This window comes from Rhodospirillaceae bacterium, assembly GCA_028819475.1.
Lineage (GTDB): Bacteria > Pseudomonadota > Alphaproteobacteria > Bin65 > Bin65 > Bin65.
In genome coordinates this window covers 146842-160698 of sequence record JAPPLJ010000030.1, presented here as the reverse complement: position 1 = coordinate 160698, position 13857 = coordinate 146842, and the positions used below count along the sequence as shown (strand labels likewise).

Genomic DNA, 13857 nt, shown 5'->3' with positions numbered 1-13857 from the left:
CGCACGGCCGGGGGGACGCCGCGCCACGCAATTTGTGAGGTATTTCATGTCTACCGATCCGGTCCTCTACGAAAAGGCCGGCCGCGTCGTCACGCTCACGCTGAACGATCCCGACCGGCGCAACCCGGTCTCCGGCCCCGAGATGATCGAAGCACTGGTCGGCGCAATCGGCCGGGTGCAGCGCGACGCCGAGATTTCGGTCATGATTCTGACCGGCGCCGGCACGGCCTTCTCGTCCGGCGGCGACGTCAAGGCGATGCGCGACCGCGGGGGCATGTTCGGAGGTCCGGGCCAGCAGCTCGCCGAAGGCTATATGTACGGCATCCAGCAGATTCCGCTGGCGATCTACGGGCTGGACGTGCCGACCATCGCGGCGGTCAACGGGCCGGCGATGGGCGCGGGCTGCGACCTCGCCTTCATGTGCGATTTCCGGATCGCCTCGACCGGGGCCCTGTTCGGCGAAGTCTTCGTCAGCCTCGGCCTGATTGCGGGCGACGCCGGAAGCTGGTTCCTGCCGCGGCGCGTGCCGTGGGAGGTCGCCGCCGAGATGACCTTCACCGGCCGGCCGATCAAGGCCGACGAGGCGCTCCGCCGGGGACTGTGTATGAAGGTGGTCGAACCGGAAGCCCTGATGGACGAGGCCAGGGCCTTCGCCGGCGTGATTGCCTCGAAGCCGCCGAAGACCGTGCGCCAGGCCAAGCGCCTGCTGCGCGCTGCGGTGAAAATGGACCTGCCGAGTTTCCTCGAGGCTGCTGCGGTCAACCAGGCCCTGTGCCACCAGAGCGAGGACCATCTGGAAGCCGTCAACGCCCTGCTGGAGAAGCGCCAGGGCGTGTATTCGGGGCGGTGAGGCGGAGCCCGATCGACCGGGCACGGAACCGCTGAGATTCGAACCGGTTTCAACCGGTCCGCTAGCCGCGTCGTTTCTGCGGTGCCGATCCCGTGAAAGCCCCTTGTATCGGCCGAAAAGTCGTGCTTCACGGCGGGTTTCGGCGGTTGTCTCCGCCGCAACGCGTACCAGATTGGTGCCGGGGCCGCGCCATGAGTGAAGCGACTACATTCACGCTGGACGGTGAGACCGTCACCGCCGCGCCGGGCGAGACGATCTGGCAGGTCGCGGATCGCTTGGGCACGGAAATTCCGCATCTCTGCTACGCCGACGAGCCGGGCTACCGCGCCGACGGCAACTGCCGCGCCTGCATGGTCGAGGTCGAGGGCGAGCGGGTGCTCGCCGCGTCCTGCATCCGTCTGCCGACCGAAGGCATGGCGGTGCGCACCGCTTCCGAACGCGCCAAAGCCTCGCGCCGGATGGTCTTCGAGATGCTGCTCGCGGACCAGCCGGCCAGGGAGGTCGCGCGCGATCCCGACAGCCGCTTCTGGCACTGGACCGACCGGGTCGATCTGGAAGAGAGCCGCCTGCCGCCGCGCGCGACGCCGGCGCCCGATGTCAGCCATCCGGCGATGGCGGTCCATCTGGACGCCTGCATCGACTGCAACCTCTGCGTCCGGGCCTGCCGCGAAGTCCAGGTCAACGACGTGATCGGCATGGCCGCGCGCGGCCATGGTTCGAAGATCGTGTTCGACATGGACGACCCGATGGGCGCCAGCACCTGCGTCGCCTGCGGCGAGTGCGTGCAGGCCTGCCCGACCGGCGCCTTGATGCCGGCGAACCTGCTCGACGCCGCGGGTGTGCGCACCGAATTTCCCGACGAGAAGGTCGAGAGCGTCTGCCCCTATTGCGGCGTCGGCTGCCAGATCACCTACAACCTGAAGGACGGCAAGCTGCTCTATGTCGACGGCCGCGACGGCCCGGCCAACGAGCAGCGGCTGTGCGTCAAGGGCCGCTTCGGCTTCGACTATGCCCACAGCCCGCAGCGCCTGACGAAACCGCTGATCCGGCGCGACGATGCGCCGAAATCCGCCGATATCGTCATGGACCCGTCGAACCCGCTCGAATACTTCCGGGAGGCGAGCTGGGAGGAGGCATTGGAGCGCGCCGCCGGCGGCCTGCGCCGGATTCGCGACGAGAAGGGATCGAACGCGCTCGCCGGCTTCGGCTCGGCCAAGGGCTCCAACGAAGAGGCCTACCTGTTCCAGAAGCTGGTGCGCACCGGCTTCGGGACCAACAATGTCGACCATTGCACCCGGCTGTGCCACGCCTCGTCGGTCGCGGCATTGCTCGAAGGGATCGGCTCCGGCGCCGTCACCGCGCCGTTCACGGCCTGCCGGGACAGCGACGTCGTCTTCGTCATTGGCGCCAACCCGACCGAGAACCACCCGGTCGCGGCGACCTATTTCAAACAGGCGGCGGCGCGCGGCGCGACCCTGATCGTCGCCGACCCGCGCGGCCAGGCGCTGGCGCGCCACGCCGGCCACATGCTGCAGTTCAAGGGTGGCACGGATGTCGCGCTGCTGAACGCACTGCTCAACACGATCGTCGAGGAGAAGCTCTACGACGAGCAGTATGTCCAGGCGACCGTCGAGGGCTTCGCCGCCTTCGCCGAACATATCCGGCCCTTCACGCCCGAGGAGATGGCGCCGGTCTGCGGCATCGACGCCGGGGAATTGCGCACCGTCGCGCGCAAGTTCGCCCGGGCCGAGAAGGCGATCATCTTCTGGGGCATGGGGATATCCCAGCACGTCAACGGCACGGACAACGCCCGCTGCCTGATCGCGCTGTCACTCATCACCGGCCAGGTCGGGCGGCCGGGTACGGGCCTGCATCCGCTGCGCGGCCAGAACAACGTCCAGGGCGCGTCGGACGCCGGACTGATCCCGATGTTCCTGCCGGACTACCAGTCGGTCGAGGATGCCGACCTGCGTGCGCCGATTCAGGACCTGTGGGGCGGCACGCTCGATCCCAAGCGCGGGCTGACGGTGGTCGAGATCGTCAACGCGATCCTCGCCGGCGAAATCGGCGGCATGTACATCATGGGCGAGAACCCGGCGATGTCCGATCCGGACACCGCCCACGCCCGCGCTGCGCTCGCGAAGCTCGACCACCTGGTGGTGCAGGATCTGTTCCTGACCGAGACGGCCTGGCACGCCGATGTCGTGCTGCCGGCCTCGGCCTGGCCGGAAAAGACCGGCACGGTCACCAACACCAACCGGCAGGTCCAGATGGGCCGCCAGGCGCTCGCCCTGCCCGGCGAGGCGCGGCACGATATCCGGATCATTCAGGACATCGCCCGCGGCATGGGCCTCGACTGGAACTATGAAGGCGCGGCCGACGTTTATGCGGAAATGGCGCAGACCATGCCGTCCCTCGACAACATCTCCTGGGAGCGGCTGGAGCGCGAGAGCGCGGTGACCTATCCCAGCGCCGCGCCGGACAGGCCGGGCGAGGAGATCGTGTTCGGCGAGGGCTTCCCGACGACGAACGGCCGCGGCAAGCTGGTGCCGGCGGCGCCGCAACCGCCGGGCGAACAGCCGGACGCCGACTATCCAATGATCCTGACCACCGGCCGCCAGCTCGAACACTGGCACACCGGCGCCATGACCACCCGGGCGACTATTCTGGAAGCGCTGGAGCCGGAGGCGGTCGCCTCGCTCAGCCCGACCGACCTCGATCGCCTCGGCATCGCGCCGGGCGATCCGGTGCGGGTCGAGACGCGGCGCGGCGCCATCGACCTGGCGGCGCGCATGGATACCGCCGTGCCCGCGGGCACCGTGTTCATCCCCTTCTGCTTCACCGACGCGCCGGCCAACCTGCTGACCGATCCGATGCTCGACCCCTGGGGCAAGATCCCGAGCTTCAAATTCTGCGCCGCGCGGGTGACGCGGCCGGAGGCGCCGGCCGCCGCGGCGGAATAGTTCAGCAGCGTCTGCCCGGCCTCACAGCACCCACGCCGTCAGCATGAAGCCGCCGAGCAGCAGCGCAGTGAAGACCGCGAAGGCGAGTTGTGCGTTGCGGTTGATGAAGCGGTGGATCAGCGGGCCGAACAGGAAGACGGCGCCGGCGACGAAGAAATAGCGCACGCCGCGACCGACCAGCGAGACCAGCGCGAAGCTGGCCGGGTCCATCTGGAAGAAGCCGCTGGCGATGGTCACCACCTTGTAGGGCACCGGCGTGACCGCGCCGATGGCGACGAAGAGTTCGCCGTATTTGTGGTACTCCGCCCGGAGGAATGCCATTTTGTCCATCGCGCCGTAGAGTTCGATCAGCGGCCGGCCGAGTTCCTCGAAGGCGAAACTGCCGATCAGCCAGCCGAAACAGCCGCCGGCGACCGAGGCCACAGTGCAGGCCGCCGCCAGCCGCCACGCCCGGGCGCGCACGGCGAGGACCATCGGGATCAGCAGAATATCGGCCGGCAGGGGAAAGAAGGTCGCCTCGGCGAAGGCGAAGGCGACGAGCCACCAGAAGGCGTGCGGATGCGCCGCCTTCGTCATCGCCCAACCGTAAAGCCGCTGGAACACCGCCGCCGTCCTGTATCGTTCCGGATGTACAACCGGCGGTCCGCAACCGCGCCCGCCGTCCGGCGCGGATGGTGCAACCCGGTGCCGTGCTGTCAAGCCACCGGCGGCCGCGCCCGGCAAACGAAAAGGCCGCGGCGCCTGGGGAGGGCTGCGCCGCGGCCTTTCCGGAGGAGAGGCGGGAGTGCGAAGCGGGAATCGTGCCGCTGAATTCCCGTTCCGCCACGTCCCGGCCGGTTCGGGATAACCGCTCCGGTCGGCCGACCGGCGCCGGGGTTCGCGCCGTATCGACCGGAGCGAAAATGCCACCAGCCTGTGGCAGGAATACCGGCGAATCGCGGCAATTCCGCGATCATTTGAGGCAATTTCGTGACCCGGACGGCGAGCGCCGGCCAGCCGGACCCGCCTTACGCCCCCGCGTGGGATTCGGTTCTGCCGGGTTCAGCCTTGCCGGGTTCCGCCTTCCGGAAGACGGCGCAGAAATTGTTGGCCGGCATCGGCACCGCCTCGACGAACGAAAGTCCGTTCTCCGCCGCCAGCACGGCCACCGCTTCCAGATCGCGCACGCCCCAGTCGGGATCCTCGCGGCGCAGGGCGGCATCGAAGGCGGCGTTGCTCGGCGCAGTGTGGGCGCCGCCGCGTTTGAACGGGCCATAGAGCAGCAGCTCGCCGCCGGCGTCGAGCAGCCGGCCGGCGCCCTGGAGCAGGGCAGCGGTACACGGCCACGGCGCGATGTGGATCAGGTTGCAGCACAGGATGAAATCCGCTTCCGCGACCGGCCAGGGCGCGAGGCGGACATCCAGGTCGAGCGGCGGCGCAACATTGGCGAGGCCGGTATGGGCGGTCCAGGCGGCGATGCTCTCGCGGCAGGCCGGATCGGGATCGGACGGCTGCCAGCTTGTATCGGGCCGCAGGGCCGCCATATGGACGACATGCTCGCCGGTGCCGCTGCCGATCTCCAGCGCCCGGGTTCCTTGCAACAGGCGCGGTAGCACGACTGCGGCAATCGGATCGCGGTTGCGCGCAGCGGCCGGGGCGTGGCGGCGCCGGTCGGCGTGCATAGCCGTCATGCGCCGGTTTTCCCGCCGCGCCGCACCGGAAATCGCTTGAAACGGGCGCGGCGCCACGATAAGCCGCTTGGCAACGTCATGTGACAGTTCCGGATGGAAGCCGGGGGAGACATTCCGAATGACCTATGTCGTCATCGAAGCCTGCATCAAATGCAAGTATCAGGACTGCGTGGAAGTCTGTCCGGTGGACTGCTTCTACGAAGGCGAGAACATGCTGGTCATCCATCCGGACGAGTGCATCGACTGCGGTGTATGCGAACCGGAATGCCCCGCGGAGGCCATCCTGCCCGATACCGAACCGGATGTGGAGCGCTGGGTCGAGGTCAACCGCACCTATGCCGAGCAATGGCCGAACATCAACCGCAAGGGCGAAACGCCGGGCGACGCCGACGACTGGAAGGACGTCGCCAACAAGTTCGAGGACCATTTCAGCGACCAGCCGGCGGCGCAGTAGGGACGGCGCGCGGAATATCCGGCGTCCGGGGCCCGGCGGGCCATCCTGCCGCAGTGCTGCGGCTGCATTGCCGCGGCCGTGAAACTGGAAATTTCCGTTTTTTTGTGATAGGTTACACGCATCCGAAAGGGGGATCGGCTGCGGCTTGCGGCCGGCTGCCTGTCGGGGCGTACCGGTCAGCGCCGTCCGCAGGATATTCCGGTGTTCGGCGCTTTTTTGTCGCCGGCCCTTCGGCGGGCTGAAACGGCGCTGCACCGGGGCATGGAGAAACAACGGGGGTGAGGAGCGGCATGGCTGTCAAATCCAAATTCAAGAAAGGCGATTACGTTGTCTATCCGACGCACGGCGTCGGCCGGATCACCGGGAGCGAGAAGCAGGAGATCGCGGGACAGCAGCTGCATTTGTTCGTTATTGAATTTCCCAAGGAGAAGATGACGCTCCGCGTTCCCGTCGCCAAGGCGGACACCTCGGGCCTCCGGCTGCTCGCCGACACGGCGGTGATGAACACGGCCTACAAGACGCTCAAGGGCAAGAGCCGCGTCAAGCGCACCATGTGGAGCCGCCGGGCCCAGGAATACGAGGCCAAGATCAATTCGGGCGACCCGGTCTCGATCGCCGAGGTGATCCGCGACCTGCACCGCAACGCCGGCCAGCCGGACCAGTCCTATTCCGAGCGCCAGATCTACCAGGCCGCCTTCGAGCGCCTGGCCCGCGAAGTCGCCGCCATCGACGGCCTCGACGAGGACGCCGCGGTCGAGAAGCTGGAACGGGTGCTGGAAGCGGCTTGAGTGGGTGGCCGGCGCAAATTGCAGCCGGGCAAGTTTTCGAAAATTACGCGCCAGCCGGATTTCCGGCGAGCCGATTTGGACCTTACCAACGCCGTTGCTGATCTGCGGCGTTGGCCTATTGTGATACCGCATGAAGACGACGCGGTATTTCGAGGAACAGGTCTTACGCAAGCGCCCTTACATCGACCGGGAATGGTGCGCGGCGATCGTCGCTGCACCGCTTCGTCGTGAAGCGCAGGAAGACGGACGGGTTCGCCTTTGGGGTGAGGTTATGCGGCCCGGCGAGGATCGTCCGCGTATGCTCCGCGTGGTTACGCTGGCGGACGGCGAGACGGTCCACAATGCGTTCTTCGACCGGCGTTTCAGGAAGGACGAGTCATGAAGCTGCATTACTACCCCGAGACCGACAGCCTCTATATCGAACTGAAATCCGGCCCCGGTGCGGAGACACGAGAGGTTTCGGACGGGCTGAACGTCGATCTCGATACCGCCGGCGGCGTGGTCGGCTTCGATATCGACCATGCCTCGCAGCGCCTCGATTTGTCGACGCTGGAGACCGAGGCGCTGCCGCTGCGATCGACACGGGCGGGTTGATCGGCAGCCCGGCGCGCCTGTAGCCTGTGCGCCGATGCGGGGAGCAAGCCATGAAACTGAAAGTCGTGGTGCACGAAGCCGAGGAAGGCGGGTATTGGGCCGAAGTGCCGGCAATTCCCGGATGTGCGACCCAGGGAGACAGCTTCGAAGAGTTGCTGGGTAACCTCTACGAGGCCATCGAGAGCTGTCTATCGGTCGATGTCCGGTAGGCCGCGGCAATAAAGGTCTTGGGCGCGTGAACGCTTCCGGAAACCCCGACCCCGACCCCCGCCTGCCCCGCCTGCGCGCGATGATTGCGGAGAAGTCCGTGCTGCGCGGGCAGTTCCGGCTGGCGTCGGGCGGCAAGAGCGGGCTGTTCTTCGACATGAAGCAGACCCTGCTGCTGCCCGAGGGGCGCCGCGGCCCTTCTCGTTGTCGTTCTGTCAGGTGACGTGTATCCCGGCCCGACCGTGACGCATTGCCAAAGACAGGCAACGGTCTGGTATGGTGCCGCGCGAACGCTTTCGACATTTGCAGATCACGGAACCGATGAACCGGGAGACGACCCTGGCCCTGCTGCGGGCGCACCGGACGGAGTTGGAACAGCGCTTCGGCGTTGCCGATCTCGCCCTGTTCGGTTCTTTTGCCCGCGACTGCGCAACGGCGGAGAGCGATGTCGATATTCTGGTCCGCTTTGCCGGGCCGGCGACGTGGCGCCGGTATTTCGGCGCGCAATTCTATATCGAGGACCTGTTGGGGCGGCCCGTCGATCTCGTCACGGACAAGGCGCTGCGACGCGAGCTGCGCCCCTATGTGGAGCGCGAGGCCATTCATGTCTGATCCGGGCGGCGAACCGCGGGAATGGCGTTTCTACGACGAGGACATGATCGGCTTCTGCGAAAAGGTCCGGACCTATACTGCGGGACTGAACCGGGATACGTTCGTTACCGGCGGCATGGCCTACGATGCCACCCTGCGCAATTTGGAGCTCATCGGCGAAGCGGCGACCCATGTCCCCGAATCGGTCCGGAACGCCTACCCGGAGATTCCCTGGCGCGCCATCATCGGCGCGCGGAATCGCTTGGCCCACGGCTATCTGCACATCGAGGACGATACTGTCTGGAACATGATAGAGGACGCCGTTCCGCAACTCGTTTCCGATCTGCGGGAACTATTGAAACGGGCGGGAGAGAACGCCGAATAGATGTCAAGACGCAGGAAAACTCCTTGCATGGCCAAATCTTCCCGGCCAATGCACAACGAACGATGAAGGCGCCCGGGGTATGACCGCCGACGCCCCCGCCTCCGACCCCCGCCTGTCCCGCCTGCGCGCGATGATTGCGGCGAAGTCCGTGCTGCGCGGGCAGTTCCGGCTGGCGTCGGGCGGCGAGAGCGGGCTGTTCTTCGACATGAAGCAGACCCTGCTGCTGCCCGAGGGGCTGAGCCTGGTCGGCAGCCTGATGCTGGAGAAGGTGCTCGAGAGCCGGGCGACGGCGGTCGGCGGCCTGGCGCTCGGCGCCTGCCCGATCGTCGGCGCCATCGCTCAGGCGAGCTACGCGATGAGCGCGAGCGGCGGCGGGCGCGAGATCGCCGCCTTCTACGTCCGCAAGGAGCCCAAGAACACCGGCACCCGCGAACTGATCGAGGGCCATGACATCGCCGGCCACGCGGCCGTCATGATGATCGAGGACGTGACGACGAAGGGCGGCTCGGTCATCAGGGCGATCGAGGCGGTGCAACGCGAGACGCAATGCGAAGTGCTCGGCGTGCTCACGGTGGTCGACCGCGAACAGGGCGCCCGCGCGGCGCTCGCCGAAATCGGCCTGCCGCTCGACGCCCTGTTCACCATGAGCGAGTTCGCATGAGAGAGACGGACAGGCTCCGGCTCAGGTCACCGGCGACCTAAACGGGAACCCGGGCCCGTCCAACTATCCACGGAAGCAGTGCTCGTTGTGCCAACTCAGTACACGCGGGTCGGGCCGCTGTTCCGCGAGCGTCGGAACGGCGATCGGTCGACCGTGTAGCGCATAGTAATCGCGCCCGTTTTCGAACTCTTCCTTGATGCGGCCGCTGACTTCGAAATGGTGGCTCGGCGTAACGGTCACATAACCTGAATCGAACAGGCTGTGGATGTCGCGGCGAAGCAACAGCCCGTTGCGCGCCTCATGATCGCCGCCCTCGCTGTAAGGCTGAATATGGGCGGCTTCGAGCGCCGGCAGCGTCCGTTCGCGCGTGACGGCGCAGCGCCGATCGTAGATGTCGGTCACAAGCACCCGGAAGGCGCCCTGGCCGAGGCGAGGACGGATCAGAGCAGGTTCGCCGTATCGTGCCTGCGCGTCGGCCATACCAGGATTCTCTGGCCGGTGCATCCGCGCGTTGACCGCCTCCCACAACGCAAGTCCTTCCGAATCGACCGTGCTATATTTCTTTAATGTCATAATGCTCGGCGAAAAGCTCGCCGGTGCGGGGATCCAGTCGTGTTTGGCGAAAAAGAAGGGTTGGGTCAGTATCCGGCAACCGATTTCGAAGTCGCTCTTGTCGTTCGGATCGGTCTTGCGAATGCGGGCGATCTGAGTGCGCATTTCCAGCGCTGATAGAGCTCCGTTTGATTCCCGGAACGAATCCCAAGCGAGCGAACACGGCATTTTATTTGCAAATGCAAATATACCGCCACCCACGATATAGTTGCGCGGATAGCGCAGCTTGAAGAGAAATAGTTCTCCTGGTCGCAGCGCGCGGAAATTCTTCGGTGCCGGCGACCAGAAATTGATCTCGTCCAGGTCCGGCCGCTTGCGGAGCGTTTCGAACCAGTCTCCGTCGGTAACGGCTATGACGAAGTTGATGCCGGACATCGCTCGTACAGTTCCGCTTCCAGCCGAGTCGCGGCCCCCGCGCCCCTACAAAATCTGCCCCAGGAACTCCTGCGTGCGCGGGTCCTTGGCCTCGTCGAAGAAGGTCGCGGGCGGGCCGTGCTCGACGATTACGCCCCGGTCGGTGAAATAGATGTGGTCGGCGATCTCGCGCGCGAAGCCCATCTCGTGGGTCACCAGCATGCAGGTCATTCCCTCCTCGACCAGTTCGCGGATCGTGAACAGCACCTCCTTGACCGTCTCCGGGTCGAGCGCCGCGGTCACCTCGTCGAACAGCATGACGTCCGGCTGCATGGCGAGCGAGCGGGCGATGGCGACGCGCTGCTGCTGGCCGCCGGAAAGCTCGCCGGGAAAGCTGTCCTCCTTGCCGTCCAGGCGGACCTTGCGGATCAGCGCCCGGGCCCGCGCCTCGACGCTCGCCTTGTCCTCCCTGAGCACCAGGACGGGCGCCATCATGACGTTTTCCAGCGCCGTCTTGTGCGGGAACAGGTTGTATTGCTGGAACACCATACCGACCTTCTTGCGCAACTCCAGCTTGTTGAGCTTCGGGTCGTTGACCTCCTGCCCCTCGACCGTGATCGAGCCGGAATCGATCGGGTTCAGGGCGTTGACGCAGCGGATGAGCGTCGACTTGCCGGAGCCGGACGGCCCAATGATGCAGATCACCTCGCCCTTCATCACGTCGAAGGAAATGCCCTTCAGCACCTCCAGGTCGCCGAACGACTTGTGCACGTCCCTGAGCGAGACGATCGGCAGATCCGGTGTCCAGTTTCCGTTGGCGGCGTCGGTCATGCCGGGATCCTCCGGTGCAGCCCGATGTGCATTCGTTAGAGCTTGACCGCGTAGCGGCGCTCCAGCCGCAGGGTCAGGCGGGCGATCGGGTAACAATAGGCGAAGAAGATGACGAGGGCGAAGCCGTAGAAGGGGATCAGCAACTCGGGATGGTTGTTCTCCGATTCCATGGCCTGGCGCGACAGGGTGATGAGTTCCTCGACGCCGAGCAGCGAGCACAGCGGCGTCGCCATGGTCAGGATGGCGTACCAGTTCATCCACGGCGGGATCATGCGCTTGAAGCATTGCGGCAGGATGATGCGCCACAGGGTCTGCTGCCGGGAATAGGCCAGGGATTCGGCGGCCTCCCACTGGCCGGTCGGCACCGACTGCACCGCGCCGCGCACGACTTCCGAGATGTTTGCCATGATCGGCAGCGACAGGCCGAACACCGCCTTCATCCAGTCCGGGATCTTGATGATCGTATCGCCGAGCGCGATCTCGAACGGGAAGGTCAGCATCACGATGAACAGCAGGACCAGCCAGGGCGAGTTGCGGAACGCCTGGGTGAGGAACCAGCAGACGCGCCGGACCGCGCCGCTGAGCGAAATCTGGCCGAGGCCGAGCAGGATGCCGAGGACGGTGCCGATCGCCATCGTCGTGATCGAGATGACCACGTTGAGCAGGAAGCCGCTGGAGACCAGGAAGGGCAGCCAGCGCACCAGCGCATCGAACGCGTCGGAGAAAGTGAACTTGCTCTGAGCCGCGGCGGACATCGGCCAGACCATGACGACGGCGGCGAGCAGCGCGATGCCGCCCAGCGGCAGCCACAGCCCGGCGCGCGCCAGCCAGCGGCTGAACAGCAGGTCGTCCGGCTCGCCCGCCGCCCGCGCCCGGACCGGCCGGAGCACCGCGAAGCCGCCGGCCGCCGGCGCATCGACGCCCGGGATCGCCCGCCGCCTGGCCGACAGCTTCATCGCCCGGCTCATCGTCCGCCTCCGCCGCCGTAGCCCGGTATCACCATCCGGCGCTCCCAGCGGTTCATGCCGAGGACGAGGAAACCGACGAGCGTGATGTAGACGATGAACATCAGCACCATGCAGGCGTTCTGCGCGGTGGAATAGTCGTTGTAGATGCTGACGAGCTGGTAGAGCAGCTCGGGCACGGCGATCGCCAGCGCCTGGGTCGTCGTCTTGACCAGATTGACCAGATTGTTGTTGAGCGACGGCAGGCTGACCCGGAAGGCGAGCGGCAGCACGACATAGACATAGGCCTGGAAGCGGCTCATCCCGAGGGACTCTGCGGCCTCCTGGGTCGATTGCGGTACCGCCTCGATGCCGGCGCGGAAAATCTCGACGTTGAAGGCGCCGGCGAAGAAGGACAGCGAGATGATCGCCCAGCCGACATTGGAGATGATCGGCTGCTGGAGATAGCCGTCGGGCGAATAGGTCGGCGTGAACTGGCCCAGCGCGAAATAGAAGAACATGAGCTGGACCAGCGGCGGCGTGTTCCGGAAGAACTGGATGTAGCCCTGGACGACGCTGCGCACGACGCGCGAGCGCGCGCCCTGGAGCCAGGCCCCGACCAGCCCGATCACGACGCTGAAGACGACGCAGACGACGGAAAGCTCCAGCGTCACCCACATGCCTTCGAGGACGCGCTCAAGCTCGTTGTCGTCGTAGATGTAGATGAAATTCCAGGACGCATCCCGCTCCGCGAGATCCCGGAAGAAAGTCTGGATCGAGTCCCACATGAACCGCGTTCCGGGCGCAGCCAACCACGCTCAGTATGGCACGCTCAGCACGGCACGCTCGGGAAGGCGCTCAGACGACGAGGGCGCCCGGACCGGATATCCGGCCGGGCGCCCTCTGCCTTCACCCCCGCTTTCAGGGGCCCGAACGGCCGGCCGGGGCTACTTGCCCGCGAGCCAGTCGGCGAATTTCTTGTTCTTGTCCGCCAGATACTGGGTCGCCTGGATGCCCCATTTCTTTTCCAGTTCGATCAGACGGCCGGACTGGTGCCAGTTGTAGGTCATGCCGGACATGAAGTTGCCGAACACGCAGTTCAGCTCGGCCCTCGGCACGGCGAGGCCCCAGGGGTTGTCGTCCTCGCTGTTCAGCGGCATCTCGAAGTCGTTGTACTGGCCGGACGACAGGTCGGACATGATCGACGAATCGTCATAGACCCAGGCGATGCACTTGCGGTCGCGCAGGGCCTGCTTGGCCTCGGCGTTGCCGGTGAAGGCGATGATCTTGGCGCCGTAACGCTTGGAGACGATCTTGTTGTAGAACGCGCCCTGCTTGCCGCACACCGGCTTGCCCTTGAGTGCGGTCCACTGGCGGATCTTCAGCGCCTTGGGCGACATGACGTTGGTGCCCGAGGTGTAGTAGTTGGGCTGGGTGATGCCGACGATCTTGCGCCGGTCCTTGCGGTCCGACATCGTGGCGATCATCATGTCGATCTTGCCCTGCTGCAGGAACTGCATGCGGTTCGACGACTGCACGGCGACCAGCTCCAGCTTGACGCCCATGGCGTCGGCGACGTCCTTGGCCATGTCGGCTTCCATGCCGACGATCTTGCCGCTGGCGTCGCGGTAGCCCCAGGGCTTGTAGTCGGCCTTGACGCCGACGACGAGCGTGCCGCGGGACATGACCTTTTTCCACACCTCGTTCTTGCACTGCGCGGCGAGCGCAGACGTCGAACCCAGCGCGACGGCGAGGCCGGCGGCGGCGAGAACCAGTTTCCTCATGATTTCCTCCCAGGAAGATGCAGACGTGCAAGGCGGCGGCACACCCTGTCGCGCGCCGCCGGAATGCCGTTCAGCCCTACCATTCCGCCGCCTTCGCGGGCAAGGGGCGTGTGACGGGCGCAGGCCTGGATTTCGGGCCGGTTGGGGGCAGGCCGGCTTACGCTCTGCT

At 66.1% G+C, this 13857-nt stretch carries 18 protein-coding genes; 11 read left to right on the top strand and 7 right to left on the bottom strand.

Annotated features, from left to right (window positions below; all coding sequences use genetic code 11):
• Positions 1-46: 46 nt before the first annotated feature.
• Both OXM58_08320 and fdhF read left to right on the top strand, forming a co-directional pair.
• Positions 47-850 carry an enoyl-CoA hydratase-related protein gene (locus tag OXM58_08320; protein MDE0148363.1) on the top strand — a complete coding sequence of 268 codons (804 nt, stop codon included), beginning with the start codon at positions 47-49 and terminating at the stop codon, positions 848-850.
• Between the two features lie 191 nt (positions 851-1041).
• Positions 1042-3813 (top strand): formate dehydrogenase subunit alpha, encoded by a 2772-nt coding sequence (gene fdhF, locus OXM58_08315; protein MDE0148362.1) that lies wholly within the window; start codon positions 1042-1044, stop codon positions 3811-3813.
• A gap of 21 nt (positions 3814-3834) precedes the next feature.
• Here the strand turns inward: fdhF and OXM58_08310 are convergent, their stop codons facing one another.
• Both OXM58_08310 and OXM58_08305 read right to left on the bottom strand, forming a co-directional pair.
• A complete protein-coding gene (locus tag OXM58_08310) occupies positions 3835-4416 on the bottom strand; it encodes a VTT domain-containing protein (protein ID MDE0148361.1) in 582 nt (193 codons plus the stop codon).
• A 404-nt stretch (positions 4417-4820) separates the two neighbouring features.
• Positions 4821-5483, bottom strand: coding sequence for a DUF938 domain-containing protein (locus OXM58_08305; GenBank protein MDE0148360.1), 663 nt, complete (start codon positions 5481-5483; stop codon positions 4821-4823).
• 118 nt (positions 5484-5601) lie between these two features.
• Between OXM58_08305 and OXM58_08300 the strand changes: the two genes are divergently transcribed.
• The 9 genes from OXM58_08300 (at position 5602) to pyrE (ending at position 9163) form a co-directional block, all read left to right on the top strand.
• Positions 5602-5937 (top strand): ferredoxin family protein, encoded by a 336-nt coding sequence (locus tag OXM58_08300; GenBank protein MDE0148359.1) that lies wholly within the window; start codon positions 5602-5604, stop codon positions 5935-5937.
• 290 nt (positions 5938-6227) lie between these two features.
• Positions 6228-6725, top strand: coding sequence for a CarD family transcriptional regulator (locus OXM58_08295; protein ID MDE0148358.1), 498 nt, complete (start codon positions 6228-6230; stop codon positions 6723-6725).
• Between the two features lie 130 nt (positions 6726-6855).
• Positions 6856-7107 carry a hypothetical protein gene (locus OXM58_08290; GenBank protein MDE0148357.1) on the top strand — a complete coding sequence of 84 codons (252 nt, stop codon included), beginning with the start codon at positions 6856-6858 and terminating at the stop codon, positions 7105-7107.
• On the top strand, positions 7104-7319 hold the full coding sequence (locus OXM58_08285; GenBank protein MDE0148356.1) for a DUF2283 domain-containing protein: 216 nt from the start codon (positions 7104-7106) through the stop codon (positions 7317-7319). The genes OXM58_08290 and OXM58_08285 overlap by 4 nt, the downstream gene beginning before the upstream one ends.
• Positions 7320-7369: 50 nt before the next feature.
• Entirely contained in the window at positions 7370-7528 is a 159-nt protein-coding gene (locus OXM58_08280; GenBank protein ID MDE0148355.1) for a type II toxin-antitoxin system HicB family antitoxin, read from the top strand.
• A 26-nt stretch (positions 7529-7554) separates the two neighbouring features.
• Positions 7555-7749, top strand: a complete 195-nt coding sequence (locus OXM58_08275; GenBank protein MDE0148354.1) for a hypothetical protein — start codon at positions 7555-7557, stop codon at positions 7747-7749.
• A 98-nt stretch (positions 7750-7847) separates the two neighbouring features.
• Positions 7848-8138, top strand: coding sequence for a nucleotidyltransferase family protein (locus OXM58_08270; protein MDE0148353.1), 291 nt, complete (start codon positions 7848-7850; stop codon positions 8136-8138).
• A complete protein-coding gene (locus OXM58_08265) occupies positions 8131-8502 on the top strand; it encodes a DUF86 domain-containing protein (protein MDE0148352.1) in 372 nt (123 codons plus the stop codon). The genes OXM58_08270 and OXM58_08265 overlap by 8 nt, the downstream gene beginning before the upstream one ends.
• 79 nt (positions 8503-8581) lie before the next feature.
• Positions 8582-9163, top strand: coding sequence for an orotate phosphoribosyltransferase (gene pyrE / locus OXM58_08260; GenBank protein MDE0148351.1), 582 nt, complete (start codon positions 8582-8584; stop codon positions 9161-9163).
• Positions 9164-9226: 63 nt separating this feature from the next.
• Here the strand turns inward: pyrE and OXM58_08255 are convergent, their stop codons facing one another.
• The 5 genes from OXM58_08255 to OXM58_08235 form a co-directional block, all read right to left on the bottom strand.
• On the bottom strand, positions 9227-10150 hold the full coding sequence (locus OXM58_08255; GenBank protein ID MDE0148350.1) for an HNH endonuclease: 924 nt from the start codon (positions 10148-10150) through the stop codon (positions 9227-9229).
• 45 nt (positions 10151-10195) lie between these two features.
• Positions 10196-10918 carry an amino acid ABC transporter ATP-binding protein gene (locus tag OXM58_08250; protein ID MDE0148349.1) on the bottom strand — a complete coding sequence of 241 codons (723 nt, stop codon included), beginning with the start codon at positions 10916-10918 and terminating at the stop codon, positions 10196-10198.
• A 77-nt stretch (positions 10919-10995) separates the two neighbouring features.
• On the bottom strand, positions 10996-11928 hold the full coding sequence (locus OXM58_08245; protein ID MDE0148348.1) for an amino acid ABC transporter permease: 933 nt from the start codon (positions 11926-11928) through the stop codon (positions 10996-10998).
• On the bottom strand, positions 11925-12692 hold the full coding sequence (locus OXM58_08240) for an amino acid ABC transporter permease (GenBank protein MDE0148347.1): 768 nt from the start codon (positions 12690-12692) through the stop codon (positions 11925-11927). The genes OXM58_08245 and OXM58_08240 overlap by 4 nt, the downstream gene beginning before the upstream one ends.
• Positions 12693-12851: 159 nt before the next feature.
• Positions 12852-13688, bottom strand: a complete 837-nt coding sequence (locus OXM58_08235) for a transporter substrate-binding domain-containing protein (GenBank protein MDE0148346.1) — start codon at positions 13686-13688, stop codon at positions 12852-12854.
• Between the last annotated feature and the right edge of the window lie 169 nt (positions 13689-13857).

What these genes read in the sequence shown, in the direction of transcription:
- OXM58_08320 (MDE0148363.1), top strand. Translation starts at nt 47, where the DNA reads ATGTCTACCGATCCGGTCCTCTACGAAAAGGCCGGCCGCGTCGTCACG.
- fdhF (MDE0148362.1), top strand. Translation starts at nt 1,042, where the DNA reads ATGAGTGAAGCGACTACATTCACGCTGGACGGTGAGACCGTCACCGCC.
- OXM58_08305 (MDE0148360.1), bottom strand. Translation starts at nt 5,483, where the DNA reads ATGACGGCTATGCACGCCGACCGGCGCCGCCACGCCCCGGCCGCTGCG.
- OXM58_08300 (MDE0148359.1), top strand. Translation starts at nt 5,602, where the DNA reads ATGACCTATGTCGTCATCGAAGCCTGCATCAAATGCAAGTATCAGGAC.
- OXM58_08295 (MDE0148358.1), top strand. Translation starts at nt 6,228, where the DNA reads ATGGCTGTCAAATCCAAATTCAAGAAAGGCGATTACGTTGTCTATCCG.
- OXM58_08290 (MDE0148357.1), top strand. Translation starts at nt 6,856, where the DNA reads ATGAAGACGACGCGGTATTTCGAGGAACAGGTCTTACGCAAGCGCCCT.
- OXM58_08285 (MDE0148356.1), top strand. Translation starts at nt 7,104, where the DNA reads ATGAAGCTGCATTACTACCCCGAGACCGACAGCCTCTATATCGAACTG.
- OXM58_08280 (MDE0148355.1), top strand. Translation starts at nt 7,370, where the DNA reads ATGAAACTGAAAGTCGTGGTGCACGAAGCCGAGGAAGGCGGGTATTGG.
- OXM58_08270 (MDE0148353.1), top strand. Translation starts at nt 7,848, where the DNA reads ATGAACCGGGAGACGACCCTGGCCCTGCTGCGGGCGCACCGGACGGAG.
- OXM58_08265 (MDE0148352.1), top strand. Translation starts at nt 8,131, where the DNA reads ATGTCTGATCCGGGCGGCGAACCGCGGGAATGGCGTTTCTACGACGAG.
- pyrE (MDE0148351.1), top strand. Translation starts at nt 8,582, where the DNA reads ATGACCGCCGACGCCCCCGCCTCCGACCCCCGCCTGTCCCGCCTGCGC.
- OXM58_08255 (MDE0148350.1), bottom strand. Translation starts at nt 10,150, where the DNA reads ATGTCCGGCATCAACTTCGTCATAGCCGTTACCGACGGAGACTGGTTC.
- OXM58_08245 (MDE0148348.1), bottom strand. Translation starts at nt 11,928, where the DNA reads ATGAGCCGGGCGATGAAGCTGTCGGCCAGGCGGCGGGCGATCCCGGGC.
- OXM58_08240 (MDE0148347.1), bottom strand. Translation starts at nt 12,692, where the DNA reads ATGTGGGACTCGATCCAGACTTTCTTCCGGGATCTCGCGGAGCGGGAT.
- OXM58_08235 (MDE0148346.1), bottom strand. Translation starts at nt 13,688, where the DNA reads ATGAGGAAACTGGTTCTCGCCGCCGCCGGCCTCGCCGTCGCGCTGGGT.